An 18199-nucleotide genomic window follows, 5' to 3' on the forward strand; every position below is an offset into this window, starting at 1 on the left:
CCCAATCGTGGATACGCCATTTAGCTCTACCACGACAGGGTTCGGTAAGGCTACCGGGTGCGCCTGGAGACCCGTAACCCGGAATTAGCCCTTGGACACCCGGTCGAACTCGGCCCGCGGATTGTTGATCTGGCCCATCGAGATGACCTCACGCCGTAAGAGGCCACTCAGTAACCAGTCGGCTACTACCCGGAATTTTCGGTTGAACGTCGGCACCCTGGCCACGTGGTACCCGCGGTGCATCGCCCAGGCGAGGAAACCCTTGGCCTTGCGGTTGTAGACGTCCGCCACACCCTTGTGCAGGCCAAGACTCGCCACCGAGCCGACGTTCTCGTGGTAGTACGGCTTGGGCTCCTGGTCGCGCAGCACCGCGATGATGTTCCTGGCCAGCAGGTTCGCCTGCCGCACCGCGTGCTGGGCGTTCGGCGCGCACAGCGCGCCCGGGTCCTCCTCGGTGCGCGACAGGTCCGGCACCGCCGCGATGTCACCGGCGGTCCACGCGTCCGGCACGTCCTCGACCCGCAACGTCGCCGTCGCCCGCAGGCGGCCGCGGTCGTCGGTGGGCAGGTCCGAGGACGCGAGCACCGGGTTGGCCTTCACGCCCGCGGTCCAGACGATCGTGTCGCTGTCGAACTCGGTGCCGTCCGAGAGCATCACGTGCCCGTCCTCGAACGACTTGGCCAGAGTGGACAGGTACACCTCGATGCCGCGCCGCTCCAGTTGCAGCACCGTGTACACGCCCAGGCTCTCCCGCACCTCCGGCAGGATCCGCCCGGCCGCCTCCACCAGCACCCAGCGCAGGTCCGCCGGCTCGATGTTGTCGTAGTAGCGCGTGGCGAAACGCGCCATGTCCTCCAGCTCGGCCAGCGCCTCGATGCCGGCGAACCCGCCGCCGACGAACGTGAACGTCAGGTACTTGCGCCGCAGCTCCGGGTCGACCGTGCTGCTCGCCGCGTCCAGCCTGGACATCACGTGGTTGCGCAGGAAGATCGCCTCGCCGATCGTCTTGAACGAGATGCCCTGCTCGGCCAGCCCGGGAATGGGCATCAGCCTGGCCACCGACCCGAGCGCCACGACCAGCACGTCGTACTCGACCGTCTCGCGGTGGCCGTCGGGCGCCTCGATGGCGACCGTGCGCGCGGCGTGGTCGATGCCGGTGACCCTGGCGGTCAGCACGTGGCAGCGCTTGAGCGTCTTGCGCAGTGGCACCACCACGTGCCGTGGTTCGATCGCGCCGGCCGCCGCCTCCGGCAGGAACGGCTGGTAGGTCATGTGTGGCTGCGGGTCGATGACGGTCACGGACGCCTCGCCGCCGCGCAGTTTGCGCTGCAACCCGAGCGCCGTGTACAGCCCGACGTAGCCTCCGCCGAGGATCAGGATCCGCTTCGTCTTCCCTCGCCCCATGCTTCCATGGTGGCACCCGGGCCGGCCGAACGCCCGTCGCCCCGGGTGTGAGCATGCTCGCGCCACGGACCCAGCGCCACCAGCGCGATCACCACCAGCCCGACCAGCGCGAACACCTCCACCACGACCGGAACACGACCCGTCGGCAGGACCGCGGCGACCCCTGCCAGGACGAACGTCACACCCTGCACGGCCAGCACCCGCAGCGCCGGGCGGCGCAGGGCCACCAGGTGCAGCCGGCCGTGCACCGGGAGTATCCCGGCCAGGCCGCAGCTGACGTGGAACAGGTGCACGGCCGGAATCATCGCGAGGACCGCCGGGCGCAGCGGGTCGTCGCCGGAGAGCACGACCGTCACGGCGGCGCCGACGATCGCCGCCGCCGGCGCCGGGGAGGCCGGCGCGTACACCGACCCGGCCACGGCCAGGCCGACGAGCACCGCCAGGCCGACCACCGGACGTTCCAGCAGCGGGATCCCCAGGATCGCCGCCCCGCTGACCGCGACCGCCACCCGCAGCCACCACGCCGACACACCCCGTCCGACGGGCACCGGGGGGTTCATCGGCGGGTTCACCGGCGGACTCCCCGGCGGGCTTCCCGGTGCCGGCGGAGCAGGCCGATCGACGCGGCGGCGTCGCGGCGCAGGACCAGGACGCCCTGGTCGGCGAGGGCGGCCAGGCGCATCCGCTGCTCGGCCAGCAGGATCGTGCGCACCGCGTCGCCCCACGGCGTCGCGGTGTCGGCCAGCAGGCCCTCGGGCAGGACGTCGATCGCGATCACCAGGTTGCCGCGCCGGGCGGCCCTGGCGGTGAGGTCGACCAGGGAGTCGACCAGGAACGGGGAGAGCACGATGACCGTCGCGCCCAGCGGCACCTGCCCGGCGCGCAGCACCGGCTCGCCGCCGCCGGTGACCCGCTCGCCGGAGCGGACCAGGGCGTGCCGGACCAGCTCCAGCTGCCGGCGCCCCGACCCGACCGGCACCCCGAGCCGGGCGTTGACCAGGTCGACGTAGCTGACCCGGTCGCCCTGCCGCAGGAACGCCGCGGCCAGCGAGGCCGCCGCCCGCACACCGAGGTCGAGACTGCCGCCCCGTCGCGCGTCCGGCCGCTGCCCGAGCTCCGACCAGCGCGCGAGATCGGTGTCCACGTCGACGGTGGTGTCCAGGGCGAGGACCAGGTCGGCGTCGGCCTCGGCGTACCGCTCGCGGACGTGCAGGGTGCCGGGGACCAGCGCGCCGCCCCGGGCGGCGGCGGCCCGCAGCGAGACCCGCCAGTCGATCCGCCGCAGCCGGTCGCCCTGCTGGAAGGGTCGGATGTCGCGCAGTTCCATGCCGTCGCCCGGCCGCCGCGACCGGTGCGCCCCGACCAGCCCGGCCGCGCGCGGCGGCAACGAGGCCCCCGGCAGCGGCTCGATCGGGGGCAGCACCGTGTGCTGCGCGACGCGCCCGACGACCGGCCCGTACACGAACAGCCCGTCGTCGCTGGCCAGGAGGTGGTCGGCCCGCAGGTACTCCGACCTCCCCCAGTGCCCCCAGCGGATCCGCGCCCGCAACGCCCCGGCGGCGGCCGGCAGCAGATGCACCGGCCCGACACCGGAACGCCCGGTGACCGGCAGCCGGACGGCCGTGAACGCCGCCCCGTCACCGGGCCGGACCTCGACGGTGACGGTTCCGGTGCCCCCGGAGTCGACCGTCTCCGCGTGCCGGACCGGCGTGACGGTGGGGCTGCCCGACGGGCGGGGTGTGATCAGCCCACTGACGAGCAGCGGCACACCGATGAGGACGAGCGGAAGCTGGTGCAACACGGTCCCGGCCACGACCAGCGCGAAACCGGCGCCCAGTGCCCTGACCAGTGTGTCCGTCGGCCGCCAGCCCGTGTGCCGAACCAGGCGCCGGCCGACCAGCCACTGGCGCACGCGCGCGCCGGGAGCGGTCACGGGACGGCCGAGCGGGTGGTGGTGGGGCCGGGGACGGTGTCGAGGAGTTCGGTGACCACCTGTTCGCCGGTGAGGCCGGTGCTCCAGGTTTCGGCGCGCAGCGTGAGGCGGTGGGCCAGGGCGGGGACGGCGCAGTCCTTGACGTCCTCTGGCAGCACGTAGTCGCGGCCGGCCAGGACGGCCAGTGCCCGGGCGACCAGCAGCAACGCCTGGGAACCCCGGGGGGACGCACCGACCTCGACCAGGCGGTGGGCTCGGGTCGCGCTGGTCAGGTCCACGCAGTAGCGCAGGACGTCGTCGTCGACCGGGACGTGTTCCAGGCCGGCCTGCAGGGACGCCAGCCGGGTGGCGTCGATGACGGGTTCGAGGTCGACGTCCTCCTGGCGGCGGGCCAGGCGGCGGCGCAGGACCTCGGCCTCCTCGTCGGGCGGCGGGTAGCCGACGTCCAGGCGCAGCAGGAAGCGGTCCAGCTGGGCCTCGGGCAGCGGGTAGGTGCCCTCGTACTCGATCGGGTTGGCGGTGGCCAGCACGTGGAACGGCCTGGTCAGCGGGAAGGTCCGGCCCTCGACGGTGACCTGGCGTTCCTGCATGGCCTCCAGCAGCGCGGCCTGGGTCTTGGGCGGCGTGCGGTTGATCTCGTCGGCGAGCAGCAGGCCGGTGAACACCGGGCCGGGGCGGAAGCTGAAGTCGCGCTCGGTCGGGTCGTAGACGAACGAGCCGGTGACGTCGGCTGGCTGGAGGTCGGGGGTGCACTGGACGCGGCGGAAGTCCAGGCCCAGTGCCTGGGCGAGGCCGCGGGCCATGAGCGTCTTGCCCAGGCCTGGCACGTCCTCGAACAGCACGTGGCCGCCGGCGAGCACGGCCGCCATCGCCAGCCGGACCGTCCGCTCCCGACCGACGACCACCGAGCCGACGGCGTCCAGCACCCCCGCCGCCGCGCGCTCGATGTCCACTGTGGACGGAACGGTCATGTCTCCTCCAACCGCCGCATCATGGCGGCGAACGTCGTCGGGTGCGGTAGCCGGGCGTCGGGCGCGGTCAGCAGGTCGTGCAGGTCCGCGCCGAGCACCTCCCGCGCCAGGGGGTCGTCCAGGTCGTCGATGTTCTCCTTGCGCCGCACCATGTCCAGCGCGATCCGCCGCAACCGGGGGCGGATCCGGGTGTCGAACCGGTGGCGGTCCCCCGCAGCCTGGGCGAGCCGGCCGGCCAGCGACGCGGCGTGCAGGCTGACCCCGGCGCCCGGCCGATCCGGCTCGGGCGTCCAGTCCACATCGAACACGTCGGACACCAGGGCCACGACCACCGCCACCGCACCCACCGGCAACGCCACCAGCACCGCCCACACCACCGGCATCCCGGCCGCGAAATGCGCCCCGACCACGACCAGCAACGCGACGAAGGCCCCCAACAGTCCCGCCCGTAACCGGCTCATGTGGGGGTCCGCAGGTCGTGGAGGACCTGTTCCAGTGCCCTGCCGGCGGCGTCGACGTCGTCCGGGGTGAGGGTGGGGGTCGGGGAGAACCGCGCGCGTTGGTAGAGGGTGCGCAGGTGGTTGAGGGCCGTCTCGTCGGGGGTCAGGGTGGCCAGCAGCAGCGCGGTGAACTCGGTGGAGGTCTGGCTGGGGCCGCGGACCGCGCCCTCGTGTTCTGCGGCTTTCTCCAGGGCCAGCCAGGCGGCGATGACGGCGTCGTCGGGCGGGGTGTCGGCCCGGCGGGTGGTCAGGTGGTGGTGGGCCAGTTCCGCGGCCTCGCGCAGGCGGGTTCGGACGACCTCGCCGGAGACCGGTTCGCCGGCCGGCGCCGGGGCGGGGCGGCGGCGGGGCAGGGCACGCAGGACCAGCAGGGCCAGGCCGGCGACGATCAGGAGCACGACCACGCTCAGGGTGAGGACCGCCGCGGTCTCGGCGGCGCCGGAGTCCGCGGGGATGTCCTTGGGGGGACGGAAGGTCTCGGTGGAGGTGGGGAGGTCCCGGGTGGTCGTCGGCGCCTCGACGCGCTCGGGGTCGCGGGGGTCGGTGGGGATGGCGGTCAGTCCCCTGGCGGAGATGACGGCGAGCAGCAGCAGGCCGCAGACGACGACCAGCGCTGGAACTCGATACCCCCTCATCGCCCCCAGGATGCCCGAGTTCATGGCCGAGAGCTAGGGAAGGCCGGCGGCGTGCTTGGCGTCGCGGAGAACGTTCTCGACCATCGCCGGGGTCAGTCGTCCGGTGAAGGTGTTCTGTTGGCTGACGTGGAAGCAGCCGAACAGGGACAGCCCGTCGAGGTCGACGCGGACACCGTGGCCGAACCTGGGTCGGGGTTTCGGGATGGTCCAGCCGGCGGCGGCCAGCACGGGAAGCAGGGCCTGCCAGCCGAACGCGCCCAGCACCACGATCGACCGCAGCGTCGGGGCCAGCAGTTCCAGTTCGCGGGCCAGCCAGGGGCGGCAGTTGTCGCGTTCCTGGGGCGTGGGCTTGTTCCGCGGTGGCGCGCACTTGACCGGGGCCGTCACGCGCACGCCGTGGAGCTCCAGGCCGTCGTCGATGCTCGTGGCCGTCGGCTGGGAGGCGAGGCCCACTTCGTACAGGGCGGCGTAGAGCACGTCGCCGGAGCGGTCGCCGGTGAACATGCGGCCGGTGCGGTTGGCGCCGTGGGCGGCGGGAGCCAGGCCGACGATCGCCATCGCCGCATCGGGTGGGCCGAAGCCCGGGACGGGGCGACCCCAGTACGTCTGGTCAGCGAAAGCGGCGCGCTTCACTCGGGCCACCTCCTCCCGCCACTCGACCAGGCGAGGGCAGCGGCGACACTCGGTGACCGCGCGATCCAGGGAAACCAACTCCGACACGACCCCGATTCAACACGTATCGTGCCGACCCATGGATGCCGATCCCCAGACGCCCGCCGAGACCAGGCCAGCCGAGCCGACCGACGACCTGGTTTCCACCTCGCACAGCATCACGATCAAGCGCCGGAAACTGAACTACACGGCCACCGCCGGCCGGATCGTGCTGCGCCGGGAGGTGATCACCGACGGCCGGTTCGACGGGCACCTGCCCAAGGCCGAGGTCTTCCTCACCGCGTACACAGTGGACGGTGCGGACCCGACGACGCGACCGGTGACGTTCGCGTTCAACGGCGGGCCGGGGTCCTCCAGCGTGTGGCTGCACCTGGGGCTGCTCGGGCCACGGCGCGTGGTCTCCGGCGACGCCGGGGAGCTGGCACCGCCGCCGTACGGGATCGTCGACAACGCCGAAACCCTGCTGCGGCACAGTGACCTCGTGTTCATCGACCCGGTCGCCACCGGGTACTCGCGGGCCGCGCACGGCGAGAAGCCGGGCGAGTTCCTCGGGTTCCAGGGCGACCTGGAGTCGGTCGGCGAGGTGATCCGGCTGTGGACCACGCGCAACGGCCGGTGGCTCTCGCCGAAGTTCCTCGCCGGCGAGTCCTACGGCACCACCCGGGCCAGCGCACTGGCCAACCACCTGCAGACGCGGTACGGCCTGTACCTCAACGGGATCATGCTGATCTCCGCGGTGCTGGACTTCGCCACGCTGAACTTCACCGACGGCAACGACCTGCCCTACCCGCTGTTCCTGCCGACCTACGCGGCCATCGCCCACTACCACGGTCTGCACGGCGACCGCCCGCTGCGCGAGGTGCTCGACGAGGCCGAGGAGTTCGCCGCCGCCGACTACCCGCTGGCGCTCAGCCGAGGCAGCCGTCTGTCCACTGAGGATCGTGAGCGGACGGTGGCCAGGATCGCCGAGCTGACCGGGCTGTCTGCCGACTACGTGGACAGAGTGGACCTGCGGATCGAGCACGTCCGGTTCTACACCGAACTGTTGCGCCACCGCCGCCTGGTCGTCGGGCGCCTCGACGGCCGGTTCACCGGCTGGACCGCAGACTCCGGCCTGGAACACATGGACGACGACCCGTCCTCCTCGGCGATCATGGGCGCCTACACCGCCGCGCTCAACCACTACCTGCACGCCGAACTCGACTACCCCAACGACCTTCCCTACGAGGTCCTCAGCTCCTCGGCGCACCAGGCCTGGTCCTACAAGGAGTTCGAGAACTCGCCGGTGACCGTCACCGACCGGCTGGCCGCCGCCATGCGCGCCAACCCGCACCTGCGGGTGCACGTCGCCTACGGCTACCACGACGGCGCGACCCCCTACTACGCCGCCGAGCACACCCTGGCCCACCTGCGCATCCCCGACGAGCTGCGGGCCAACATCGAGGGCGCCTACTACGAGGCGGGACACATGATGTACGTGCACGAGCCGTCGCGGATCCGGCAGGCGGCCGACCTCGGGGCGTTCGTCGAGTCGGCGTCCCACCGGTGAATGCTCACGATCGGGTCACGGTCGTTCCGCCGTCGGCCCGGTGAACGTTAGCGTTCACCGACACACGACCGGCGGCTCGCGTACCCGTGCCGCCACCGTGGCGCGGGGACCGCAGGCCCGGGTACGTCCGCCCTGACTTCCTGGGGGTACAGGATGTCCTGGGGTTCCTCCCTGTCCAGAATCGGCCTGGTCGCCGTCGCGGCGGCCATCGGGCTCGGTCCGGCGGTCGCCACGGCGACCGCCGAGCCGACACCGACCGAGACCACCACACCAACCGAGACCACCACACCGACCGAGACCCAGACACCGCCCGGGACGACCGACACGTCGACTCCGCCGGGCACCACGTCCGAGTCCCCGGAGCCGACGACGAGCGCGCCGGCCGCGCCCGCGCCGAAGCAGGCCGCCGACCTGGAGGTCCGGGTCGACTTCGACCAGGACCGCTACCGCACCGGCGAGACCATGTCCATCCGGTTCGAGGTGGTCAACCACGGAACGGCGCCCCAGGGCGTCTCGGTCTGGCAACCCTGGTCCGGTGAGAACCGGATCAGCACCGACTACGAGAGCTGGGGCCGGTTCACCGACGGCGTCGACATCCCGGCCGGCGGCAGCGTCGCGGTCACCGTGACCGGCCGGTCCGCCATCGCCGGCGCCACCGTCGGCGTGCTGGACGGCATCCTGTTCCCGTCCGGCGGCGGGGACCAGCTCGGCGAGTTCCACCACGAGGTGCCGATCACCCCGACCTACGGCCGCCTCGGCGGCATCGCCTACGGCGACGAGAACGGCAACGCCCGGTTCGACGCCGGCGAAGCCCTCGCCGGGGTCACGGTGACCCTGTCGAACTCCTACGTCAACGACGACCTGTACACCACGACCACCGGCGCGGACGGCTCGTTCAGCCTCGCCGGCCTGCCGACCGTGCGGATGTTCCTGTCCGCGCAGGCCCCCGACGGCTGGCAGATCGGTTACCGCATGGTGACCGTCGCGGAGGAGAACGACGACCTGCTGCTGCGGGCCACCCGCCCGCTGACCGGGCTGTCGGTCTCCCTGGAGTTCACCCAGGACACCTACCGGCCGGGTGACCTGGCGTCGGTGCGGATCTCGCTGGTCAACCGGAGCGGCCGGGACCTCGTGGGCATCGTCGCCAACTGCAACCGGGCCGGCAACAGCCACTCCCTCACCGGCCGGACCGCCGGCTGGGGCGCGCTCACCGGGGACGGCGTCACCATCCCCGCCCGGTCAACGCTCGACCTCACCGTGACCGAGACGGTCCCGCAGGCCGCCTTCGGCACCGGCAGGGTCACCGTGGCCTGCGACTTCTCCTACCCGGGGGTCGAGGGCGACAACCCCAGCGACGGCGACTGGGCGCGGGTGCCCGGCGGCCTGGGCACCGTCACCGGCGACGTCCGCCACGGCGAGCAGGGTGTCGCGGGCGTGCGGCTGGTGCTGGTCACCGACGACCGCTGCCCGATCCTGGGCACCACCACCAGCGACGCCCAGGGCCGGTTCACCTTCACCGAGGTCCCGGCCGGCGAGCACCAGCTGTACATCTTCCCGCCGAAGGGCTGGACGGTGTCGGGCCAGAACCCGACCCGGCTCGGGGTGCAGGCCGACGCGACCTCCAGGCTGGGGCTGTCGGTCGCCCCGGGGTCGTCCTCGGCCGCGCCGAAGCTCCCAGCCCAGCCCCGGGACTGCGACGCCGCCCCGGCTCCCCGGCCGCGACCCGCCCCGGCCGGCCTGGCCTCCACCGGCGCGAACGTCGGCGGCCTGCTGGTGTTCGGGCTCGGCGCGCTGACCGTCGGCATCGCGGGCATCCGCCTGACCCGCCGCCGCGCCAGCTGACCCAACGACAACGGGGCCCCGCGCCGGCTGGCGCGGGGCCCCATTGTCTGCCAGGAAACTCAGCGGAGGAACTGACCACCACGGGTCACCGCGGCCCAGGCGTCGACGCCGCCGTTGCCGTAGAACCCGTTGTACTCCGGCGTGCCATCGCACGTCGCCGTGTAGCTCGCGTCGCGACCCTCGTCCAGGTAGTCGACGGTGCGCGGGACCGGGCAGGCGATCGGGTGGGCGGTGCCCTCCAGCACGGCCCGCACCTTCGCCGGCTTCATCGTCACGTTGCGGCCCTGGTACTTGCCGAACTCGCTGACGATCAGCGCCGCCACACCGGAGGCGTGCGGCGAGGCCATCGAGGTGCCCTGCAGGAACTGGTAGTACCCGCAGACGCCGGCCTTGCAGTCCTTCTGCACGCCCGCCGCCTCACCGTCGGGGGTGATGTTCCCGTCGGCGTCGACGGCACCCTCGGCGATGGCGACGTTCTTCGGGTACGTCGAGAGGATCAGGTTCTCGTTGGCGCCGAACCACGGCGTGCCGAAGTAGTCGCGGAAGTAGCCGCCCGGCGCGGACACCGAGGTCTGCTCGGTGCCGTAGCTGGAGTAGTCCGCCTTGGCCTGCGACGGGCCGAAGGCCGCGACAGTGATCGCGTTCGGGCCGTCCACCGGCATCGACTTGCAGGTGTCGTTGTCGATCACACGCGGGTGCGCGTTGCCGGCCGGGAAGTTCGGGCTGCCCAGGTCGTCCTGCGGGTCGCCGGTGTCCTCGTGGCCGTTGCCCAGCGACACGATCTGGGTGACGCCCTTGCTGTGCGCGTAGCTCATCGCCCGGGTCATCGCCGTGATGATGGTGCGCTGCTGGGCGGCCTGCTCGGGGCTGTCGGCCGGGTTGTCCAGGCAGTTGTAGCGCCACGGGTCGACGTAGAAGGACATGTTGACCACGTCCAGGCCGGAGTCACCGGCGTAGGTCAGCGCGTCGACGACCGGCTGCAGGAAGAAGTAGCCGGAGTCCTGGCCGCCACGGATGTTCACGATGCTCACGTTCGGCGCGACACCGGACACGCCCATGCCGTTGGCCGCCGCGGCGATGGTGCCGGCGACGTGCGTGCCGTGGCCGCCGTCGTCCCAGTTGGCCGGGTCGACACAGCCGCGGAACTCACACGGCCCGTCAACCTCCTCGCCGTTCTCGTCGTAGGGCATGTCCCGGGTGAAGTTGCGCGACAGCGCGGCGTCGAAGTTCGGCGCGATGTCCGGGTGGCTGCCGTCGACGCCGGTGTCCAGCACGCCGACCTTGACCTTGCGGTTGCCCGGCTGCTCGGTGCGCGCCATGTCCGAACGCACCGAGGTCAGGCCCCACAGCTGCGAGTCCAGCGGGTCCATACCGGTCTTCTTGGCGGCCTTGGCCGAGCGCGCCTTGCCGGTCGCGCCCTTCCGGTTCTCCTTCTCCACCACCGAGTCCTTCGGCGCCTGGCGGCCGGAGGGGGCCTTGCCGACGACCGCGACCCGGCTGGCGGCCAGAACGTCCTGGGTGGACGCGAGCCGCTGGGTGAACCCGTTCTCCGGCGCGGAGACGGTCAGCAGCCCGGCGGCGGCGTTGCTGCGCAACACCTTCCCGCCGGCCGCGCGCACCGCACTCTGCACCTGCGCCACACTCGAACCGTCGGCGGCGAGCACGTTGTACTCGACCACCTTGCCGCTCAGCTCCGGCTGGGCGACGGCCGTCGGCGTCGCCACCGCCGTGACACCGGCGAACACCGGCACGGCGAGCAACGCCAACACTGTCCTGCGTTTCACGCGGTTTTCCTCCTCGCTACCTGATGCCTGACTGCCCCATGGCCCCGATCAGGGCACTACCGACTTCTCCTGCGCGAAGTGGCACGCGCTGAGCTGTCCACCCGTGCGCACCGTCAACTCAGGCTCCTCCTCGGCGCAGATATCCTGCGCCTTCCAACACCTCGTGCGGAACCGACACCCCGACGGCGGGTCGACCGGGCTCGGCACGTCACCCTCCAGGCGGATGACCTGCCGCTGTCCACGCAGGGTGGGATCAGCCACCGGGACCGCCGAGAGCAACGCCTGGGTGTACGGGTGGGTGGGCCGGGTGTAGATCTCCTCCTCGGTGCCGATCTCGACGACCTTGCCGAGGTACATCACGGCCACCCGGTCGGACAGGTGCCGCACCACCGACAGGTCGTGCGCGATGAACACGTAGGACAGCCCGAACTCGTTCTGCAGATCGCCCAGCAGGTTCATCACCTGCGCCTGGATCGAGACGTCCAAAGCGGACACCGGCTCGTCGCAGATGATCACCTCGGGCTTGAGCGCGAGCGCGCGGGCGATGCCGATGCGCTGGCGCTGGCCGCCGGAGAACTGGTGCGGGTAGCGGTTGATGTGCTCGGGGTTGAGCCCGACCACCTCCAGCAGCTCCCGCACCCGCGTCGCCCGCTCACCCTTGGGCGCGACCTCCGGGTGGATCTCGAACGGCTCGCCGATGATGTCGCCGACGGTCATCCTCGGGTTCAGCGAGGTGTACGGGTCCTGCAACACGATCTGGATGCTGCGCCGCAGCTTGCGCAGTTCGCTGCCGCGCATCCGGAAGATGTCGCGGCCCTGGAACTTCGCCGTCCCACTGGTCGGCGGCTCCAGCCGCATCAGCACCTGGGCCAGCGTCGACTTGCCGCAGCCGGACTCGCCGACCACGCCCAGGGTCTCGCCGCGCCGCAGGTCGAACGACACCCCGTCCACCGCCCTGACCTGGCCGACGGTGTGCTTGAACAGCACGCCGACCCGGACCGGGAAGTGCTTGACCAGGTCGACGACCTCCAGGATCGGCTCTCCCGCCTCAGACACCGCCGACCATCTCCTCCGCGAAGTGACACCTGCTCGTCCGGCCAAGGCCCAGCCGATACTCGGCCGGAACCTCGGTCCGGCACCGGTCCTGCGCCATCGCGCACCGGGGGTGGAACGGACAACCCGGTGGGATGGCCAGCAGGCTCGGCGGCAGGCCCTTGATCGTCTTGAGCTCGTGGCCCTTGAGGTCGAGCCGGGGCAGCGACTCCATCAGCGCCGCGGTGTACGGGTGACCGGGCCTGCGGTAGAGCGACACGGCGTCGGCGTACTCGACGATCCGCCCCGCGTACATCACCGCGATCCGGTCGGCGACCTCGGCGACCACGCCGAGGTCGTGGGTGATCAGGATCAGCCCCATCCGCCGCTCGGTCTGGATCTCCTTGAGCAGGTCCATGATCTGGGCCTGCACGGTGACGTCCAGCGCCGTGGTCGGCTCGTCGGCGATCAGCACCTCCGGGTCCAGTGCCAGCGACATCGCGATCATCGCGCGCTGGCGCATCCCCCCGGAGAACTCGTGCGGGTACTGGCGCACCCGGCGGGCCGCGTTGGGGATGCGCACCAGGTCCAGCAGCGCGATCGCGCGCTTGCGGGCCTCCTGGCGGGACATCCCCAGCCGCACCCGCAGCTGCTCCTCGATCTGGAACCCCACGGTGTAGACGGGGTTCAGCGCCGACAACGCGTCCTGGAAGATCATCGCGATGCCCTCGGCGCGCACGTCGGAACGCCGCTGGGCGGAGACCTTCAGCAGGTCCTCGCCGTGGTAGCGGATCTCGCCGCCGGTCACCGCCGCCGGCGGCTCGTCGAGGATGCCCATGACCGCCTGGGCCGTCACGCTCTTGCCGGAGCCGGACTCGCCGAGCACCGCGAGGGTCTCCCCGGCGTCGACGTGGTAGCTGACCCCGTTGAGTACCTTGGCCACCCCGTCCCGGGTGCGGAACTCGACGTACAGGTCGTCCACCTCGAGCAGGGGCGCGTCCGGTACGACCCCGGTGTCCTCGGTCTCACCTATGGACTGTGCCGACATTCGGCTACCTCAACTTCGGATCGAGAGCGTCGCGGACCGCGTCACCGAGCATCACGAACGCCAGGACGGTGATCGTCAGGATGCCGGCGGGGAACAGCAACAGGTGCGGTGCGACCCGGATGTAGTTGCGCGCGTCGGAGATCATCACGCCCCAGGACACCGCCGGGTCCCGCAGCCCGATACCCAGGAACGACAGCGTCGCCTCGACCGCGATGAACGAGCCGAGCAGGATCGTGGCGTACACCAGGATCGGGGCCAGGCAGTTGGGCAGCATGTGCCGGAAGATGATCCGCCACGCGCTCGCGCCCAGCGCCCGCGCCGCCTTCACGTAGTCCTGCTGCTTGGCCGAGATCGCCGCCGAACGCATGATGCGCATGGCGACCGGCCAGGACAGCAGCGACAGCGCGAAGACCACCATCATCACCAGGGCGAACGCGCTGTCCACTCCGCTGGAGCGGAACGCGTTGAGGATGATGATCGCGCCGAGCACGAACGGCAGGCCGAAGAAGACCTCCGCGACCCGGGACAGGAACCCGTCCACCGCGCCACCGAAGTAGCCGGCGAGCAGGCCGATCACCGCGCCGATGACCACGGTGAACACCGCGGCGCCGACACCGACCAGCAGCGACCAGCGGGTGCCGTAGACCGCGCGGGCGAAGATGTCCTGGCCCTGCACGTCGTAGCCGAACAGCGCGTCCGAGGACGGGGTCTGCCGGGAGCGGCTCAGGTCGCGGTGGTTGGGATCGGCCGAGGTGAACCACTCCGGGAAGACCGCCACCACGATCAGGAACAGGATGATCACCGACGCGATGATGAACAGCGGCCGGCGGCGCAGGTCGCCCCACGCGTCCGACCACAGGCTGCGCGGCTTGCCCTTCTTGCCGGTGCCGCCGCCGTCGGCGTGTTCGAGGGCCGTGACGTACGAGCCGCCGGAGTCCGCCTGGGCGGCGATCGTCGGGTCAGTCATAGCGGATCCTCGGGTCGAGAACGGCGTAGAGCAGGTCGATGATCAGGTTCACCAGGAGGAAGACGATCACCAGCAGCACGACGACGCCGGTGACCGTGACGCCCTCCTTGTTCAGGATGGAGTCGTAGATCAGGCCGCCGATCCCGGGAATGCCGAAGATGCCCTCGGTGACGATCGCGCCGCCCATCAGGTTGCCCAGGTCGGTGCCGAGGAACGTGAGCACCGGGATGGCGGAGTTGCGCAGCAGGTGCACGCCGACGATCCGGCGTTTGGGCTGGCCCTTGGCCAGCGCGGTGCGCATGAAGTCCGCGCGTCTGTTCTCCGCGATCGACGTTCTGGTCAGTCTGGAGACATAGGCCATCGACAGACTGCCGAGCACGAACCCGGGCATGATCAGCTCGCCCCAGGTCGCCTCGGAGGACACCGTCGCCGGGAACCAGCCGAGTTCGAGCCCGAAGACGATCTGGAGCAGGAAGCCGGTGACGAACGTCGGGATGGAGATCAGGAACAGGGTGGACACCAGAACCAGGTTGTCCACGAAACCCCGGCCGCGCAGGCCGGTCAGGATGCCCGCGGCGATACCGATGACGGCCTCGATCGCCACGGCGATGACCGCCAGCTGGATCGACACCGGGTAGCGCAGGGCGATGAGGTCACCGACCGCGAGCCCGGAGAAGGTCTCGCCGAAGTCGCCCTGGAGCAGATTGCCCAGGTAGAGGAAGTACTGGACGAAGACCGTCTCGTCCATGTTGTACTTGTCGGTCATCATGGCGACGAAGGCGGGGTTGCACGGCCGTTCGCCGCACATGCCGGCGAACGGGTCGCCCGGCACCGCCCAGACCATGACGTAGATGAGGAAGGTCGTCCCGACGAACACCGGGATCAGCTGCAGCAGCCGCCGCAGCACATAGCGGCCCATGGATGGAATCTCCCTTGATCGCCCAGCGGGCTGGTCCACCGGGGTCTCCGGTGGACCAGCCCGAGAGTGCTACGTATCAGGCGATCTCGACGTAGGACAGGTCAAGCTCACGGTCCGGCGTCATCCGGACGTTCTTGAGGTTGGTCGACCAGCCGAACTGCGAGGGGTTGTCCCACAGCGGGATGGCCGGCATGTCCTGCGCGATCATCGTCTCGGCCTCGTGGTAAAGCGCGTAGGCCTCTTCCTCGGAGGCCGCACTGTCGGCCTCGGCCAGCTTCGCGTCGACCGCCGGGTTGCTGTAACCGTTGTCGTTCGACGAGCCACCGGTGCGGTAGATCGGGTTGAGGAAGTTCTCCACCAGCGGGTAGTCGGCCAGCCAGCCGGAGCGGTAGATCTGGGTCATCTCGCGGGCGTTGATCTTCTCCCGGATCTCACCGAAGGACTGCACCGGAACGAACTTGCACGCCACGCCCAGGGTGTTGGTGATCTGACCGCAGGCGGCGTCCACCCACTCCTTGTGCCCACCGTCGGCGTTCGAGGTGATCTCGACGGTGCCGGTGAAGCCGGACTTGTCGAACAGCTTCTTGGCTTCCTCGGCGTTGAACTCGCACAGCTCACCGCAGGCACCCGGCTCCCAGCCCGGCACCTTCGACGACGCGTAGCCGGTGGCCGGCTTGCGGTTGCCCTCGAAGATCGTCTTGGTGATCTCCTCGCGGTTGATCGCCATCGAGATCGCCTGGCGGAAGTCCACGCTCTTGTACTTCGGGTCGTAGAGCGGGAAGGACATCGACTGGAGCGAGAGGATCTCGGCGCTGGAGGAACGGCCCTCCAGGTCGGTCTGCCAGATGTTGCCGGCCAGGGCCGAGGGCGGCATGGTGTCGAGGAAGTCGAGCTTGTTGTCCACGACCATGGCGTACGCGGCGTCGGCGCTCTCCGGGAAGGAGAACTTGACGTTCTTCACCTTGCCCTTGTCGTCGCCCTTGTACTCGTCGAAACGCTCGACCAGCACCTCCTGGCCCGGCACGCGGGAGACGAACTTCCACGGGCCGTTGCCGACCGGGGTCTCCTCGAACTTCGCCGGGTCGGCGAAGAACGAGTCGGGCAGCGGCGAGTAGGTCGGGTAGCCGAGCTTGACCCGGAAGATCGGGTGCGGCGCGGAGAAGGTCACCTTGAAGGTGAGGTCGTCGATGACCTCAAGACCCGACATCTCCTTGGCCGGGGGCGTCGGGGCCGGCTTCGGGCCCTCCGCGCCGTCCGGGTCAGGCAGGTTGACCTGGTCGAAACCGGCGACCTGCATGAAGAAGCTCGCGCCCTGCTGGCCGTTGGGGCCGTAGGCGGTGTAGTTCCAGGCGTCGACGTAGTTCTTCGCCTTGACGGGGGTGCCGTCGTGGAACGTCCAGCCGTCCTTGAGCTTGAACGTCATCTCCTTGCCGTCGTCGGACACCGCGATGTCCTCGGCGTGGGCGTTGCGCGGTTCGCTCGTGACCGGGTCGTAGTCGACCAGGCCGGTGAACATCGCGTCGACGATCTTGCCGCCACCGGTCTCGGTGGTGTTGCCGGGAACCAGCGGGTTCTCCGGCTCAGTGCCGAACACACTGACCGTGCCGGTGTCGTTCTTGTTGTTGCCGGCGCCGCCCGCACCGTCGCCATCGCCTGAGTCGTCACCGCCACAGCTCGTGATGACGAGCGCCGTCGCGACGGGCATCACCACAGCGGCCATCCAGCGCGGTCTACGCATCTGGTCTCTCCTCCAGTCACCCTTCACGGATTGGGCGGGTCGCCGTCGAACCCGTGGCCGAGGACATGCGCGCCCCCGGAATGTGAGGGGACGTTAACGGTGCGGATGACCCATCTCACCCCCGGGGGCGTCACAAAGCAGTCACAATCGGGCGCCTCCGGCACCAGGGAAACGCTGGGGAATTGCCCGGTGACCGCGCGCGACCAAATGGCCCGCTTATAGGAGAGAAAGGGCTATCCCGTCAAGGATGTCGTGTTCACTTACCAGTATTCCGTTGATGCCGGCCCGTTCGGCGAGGTTGTCGGCGAGCACCTGGGTGATCAGCGCCCCGCCACCGATCACGTCCACCCGACCGGGATGGATCGCCCCGATGGCACCACGTTCGGCCCGGCTGGCGCCGAGCAGCCGCCCGGCGACCGACGCGATCTCGTTGTCGGACAAGCGGGACAGGTGGGTGCGCTCGGAGTCGTAGGCGGGCAGATCCTGTGCCACGGCCGAGAGCGTGGTGATCGTGCCGGCCACCCCGATCCAGGTTCGCGTGCCAGCCACCGGAACCCGCTCGAAGGCCCGCGCCAGCGTCGCCTCCGCGAACTCCCGCCCGGCGGCGATCTCCTCGCTCGTCGGCGGGTCGCCGCGCAGGCAGCGTTCGGTGATCCGCACACAGCCGATGTCGGTCGACAGCGCACCGGTGACCTCCGCGCGCCGCCCGTCCCAGGTTCCGGTGACCACCTCGGTCGAGCCGCCGCCGATGTCGGTCACCACGAACGGACCGTCCTGCGGTTCGAGGTCGCCGACCGCGCCGGTGAACGACAACCGCGCCTCCTCGTCACCGCTGATCACCTCGGCCTCCACGCCCAGCACGGCCCGCGTCATGTCGAAGAACTCGTCGCGGTTGCCGGCGTCGCGGGTGGCCGAGGTGGCGACCATGCGCACCCGCTCGACACCCTTGCGCCGGCAGACCGCGGTGTAGTCGGCGAGCGCGTCCCTGGTGCGGGCCAACGCCGCCGGGGCGAGCCGACCGGTCGCGTCGACCCCCTCGCCCAGCCGCACGATCCGCATCTCGCGGTGCACGTCACGCAGCGAACGGTGGCCGTCGTCGTGCTCGGTCACGTCGGCCACCAACAGACGGATGGAGTTCGTCCCGCAGTCGATCGCTGCAATCCTCGGCATGCCGACGAGCCTAGTGACCCGGCCGGCCCACCGAC

The 18199-nt window shown here is 70.8% G+C and carries 16 protein-coding genes; 2 read left to right on the forward strand and 14 right to left on the reverse strand.

Features of this window, described 5'->3' with window-relative positions; translation table 11 throughout:
* Positions 1-84 precede the first annotated feature (84 nt).
* Genes BLA60_RS13660 through BLA60_RS13690 form a run of 7 tightly spaced genes read right to left on the reverse strand, consistent with a single transcriptional unit; the run spans position 85 to position 6163 of the window.
* Positions 85-1404: an NAD(P)/FAD-dependent oxidoreductase gene (locus BLA60_RS13660; protein ID WP_075133211.1), complete on the reverse strand. Its 1320-nt coding sequence runs from the start codon at positions 1402-1404 to the stop codon at positions 85-87.
* Positions 1374-1976 (reverse strand): hypothetical protein, encoded by a 603-nt coding sequence (locus BLA60_RS13665; RefSeq protein WP_075133212.1) that lies wholly within the window; start codon positions 1974-1976, stop codon positions 1374-1376. Before BLA60_RS13665 ends, BLA60_RS13660 begins: the two co-directional genes overlap by 31 nt.
* Complete coding sequence (locus BLA60_RS13670; protein WP_245811967.1) at positions 1973-3337, reverse strand: DUF58 domain-containing protein; 1365 nt, start codon at positions 3335-3337, stop codon at positions 1973-1975. The genes BLA60_RS13665 and BLA60_RS13670 overlap by 4 nt, the downstream gene beginning before the upstream one ends.
* Positions 3334-4308, reverse strand: a complete 975-nt coding sequence (locus BLA60_RS13675; RefSeq protein ID WP_075133213.1) for an AAA family ATPase — start codon at positions 4306-4308, stop codon at positions 3334-3336. The genes BLA60_RS13670 and BLA60_RS13675 overlap by 4 nt, the downstream gene beginning before the upstream one ends.
* A complete protein-coding gene (locus tag BLA60_RS13680) occupies positions 4305-4769 on the reverse strand; it encodes a hypothetical protein (protein ID WP_075133214.1) in 465 nt (154 codons plus the stop codon). Before BLA60_RS13680 ends, BLA60_RS13675 begins: the two co-directional genes overlap by 4 nt.
* On the reverse strand, positions 4766-5443 hold the full coding sequence (locus BLA60_RS13685; RefSeq protein WP_075133215.1) for a DUF4129 domain-containing protein: 678 nt from the start codon (positions 5441-5443) through the stop codon (positions 4766-4768). Before BLA60_RS13685 ends, BLA60_RS13680 begins: the two co-directional genes overlap by 4 nt.
* 33 nt (positions 5444-5476) lie before the next feature.
* A complete protein-coding gene (locus BLA60_RS13690) occupies positions 5477-6163 on the reverse strand; it encodes a uracil-DNA glycosylase (protein WP_084734896.1) in 687 nt (228 codons plus the stop codon).
* Between the two features lie 31 nt (positions 6164-6194).
* On the opposite strand from BLA60_RS13690, the gene BLA60_RS13695 reads away from it, so the two are divergent.
* Together BLA60_RS13695 and BLA60_RS13700 are read left to right on the forward strand one after the other, a co-directional pair.
* Entirely contained in the window at positions 6195-7664 is a 1470-nt protein-coding gene (locus BLA60_RS13695; RefSeq protein WP_075133217.1) for a S10 family peptidase, read from the forward strand.
* 153 nt (positions 7665-7817) lie between these two features.
* Positions 7818-9506, forward strand: a complete 1689-nt coding sequence (locus tag BLA60_RS13700) for an SdrD B-like domain-containing protein (protein WP_154814329.1) — start codon at positions 7818-7820, stop codon at positions 9504-9506.
* A gap of 59 nt (positions 9507-9565) precedes the next feature.
* On the opposite strand, the gene BLA60_RS13705 is transcribed toward BLA60_RS13700, so the two are convergent.
* The 7 genes from BLA60_RS13705 to BLA60_RS13735 form a co-directional block, all read right to left on the reverse strand.
* On the reverse strand, positions 9566-11290 hold the full coding sequence (locus BLA60_RS13705; protein ID WP_075133218.1) for a S8 family peptidase: 1725 nt from the start codon (positions 11288-11290) through the stop codon (positions 9566-9568).
* A 48-nt stretch (positions 11291-11338) separates the two neighbouring features.
* Positions 11339-12346: an ABC transporter ATP-binding protein gene (locus BLA60_RS13710; protein ID WP_075133219.1), complete on the reverse strand. Its 1008-nt coding sequence runs from the start codon at positions 12344-12346 to the stop codon at positions 11339-11341.
* Entirely contained in the window at positions 12339-13370 is a 1032-nt protein-coding gene (locus BLA60_RS13715) for an ABC transporter ATP-binding protein (RefSeq protein ID WP_075133220.1), read from the reverse strand. Before BLA60_RS13715 ends, BLA60_RS13710 begins: the two co-directional genes overlap by 8 nt.
* Positions 13371-13374: 4 nt before the next feature.
* Positions 13375-14337 (reverse strand): ABC transporter permease, encoded by a 963-nt coding sequence (locus tag BLA60_RS13720; protein ID WP_075133221.1) that lies wholly within the window; start codon positions 14335-14337, stop codon positions 13375-13377.
* Positions 14330-15256, reverse strand: coding sequence for an ABC transporter permease (locus tag BLA60_RS13725; RefSeq protein ID WP_075133222.1), 927 nt, complete (start codon positions 15254-15256; stop codon positions 14330-14332). Before BLA60_RS13725 ends, BLA60_RS13720 begins: the two co-directional genes overlap by 8 nt.
* A 76-nt stretch (positions 15257-15332) precedes the next feature.
* Positions 15333-16994: a peptide ABC transporter substrate-binding protein gene (locus tag BLA60_RS13730; protein ID WP_154814331.1), complete on the reverse strand. Its 1662-nt coding sequence runs from the start codon at positions 16992-16994 to the stop codon at positions 15333-15335.
* A 216-nt stretch (positions 16995-17210) separates the two neighbouring features.
* The gene (locus BLA60_RS13735; protein ID WP_075133224.1) at positions 17211-18164 is read right to left on the reverse strand and encodes a Ppx/GppA phosphatase family protein; all 954 of its coding nucleotides are present in this window, start codon (positions 18162-18164) and stop codon (positions 17211-17213) included.
* Between the last annotated feature and the right edge of the window lie 35 nt (positions 18165-18199).

The sequence above is a fragment of the Actinophytocola xinjiangensis genome, from assembly GCF_001921215.1.
GTDB lineage: Bacteria > Actinomycetota > Actinomycetes > Mycobacteriales > Pseudonocardiaceae > Actinophytocola > Actinophytocola xinjiangensis.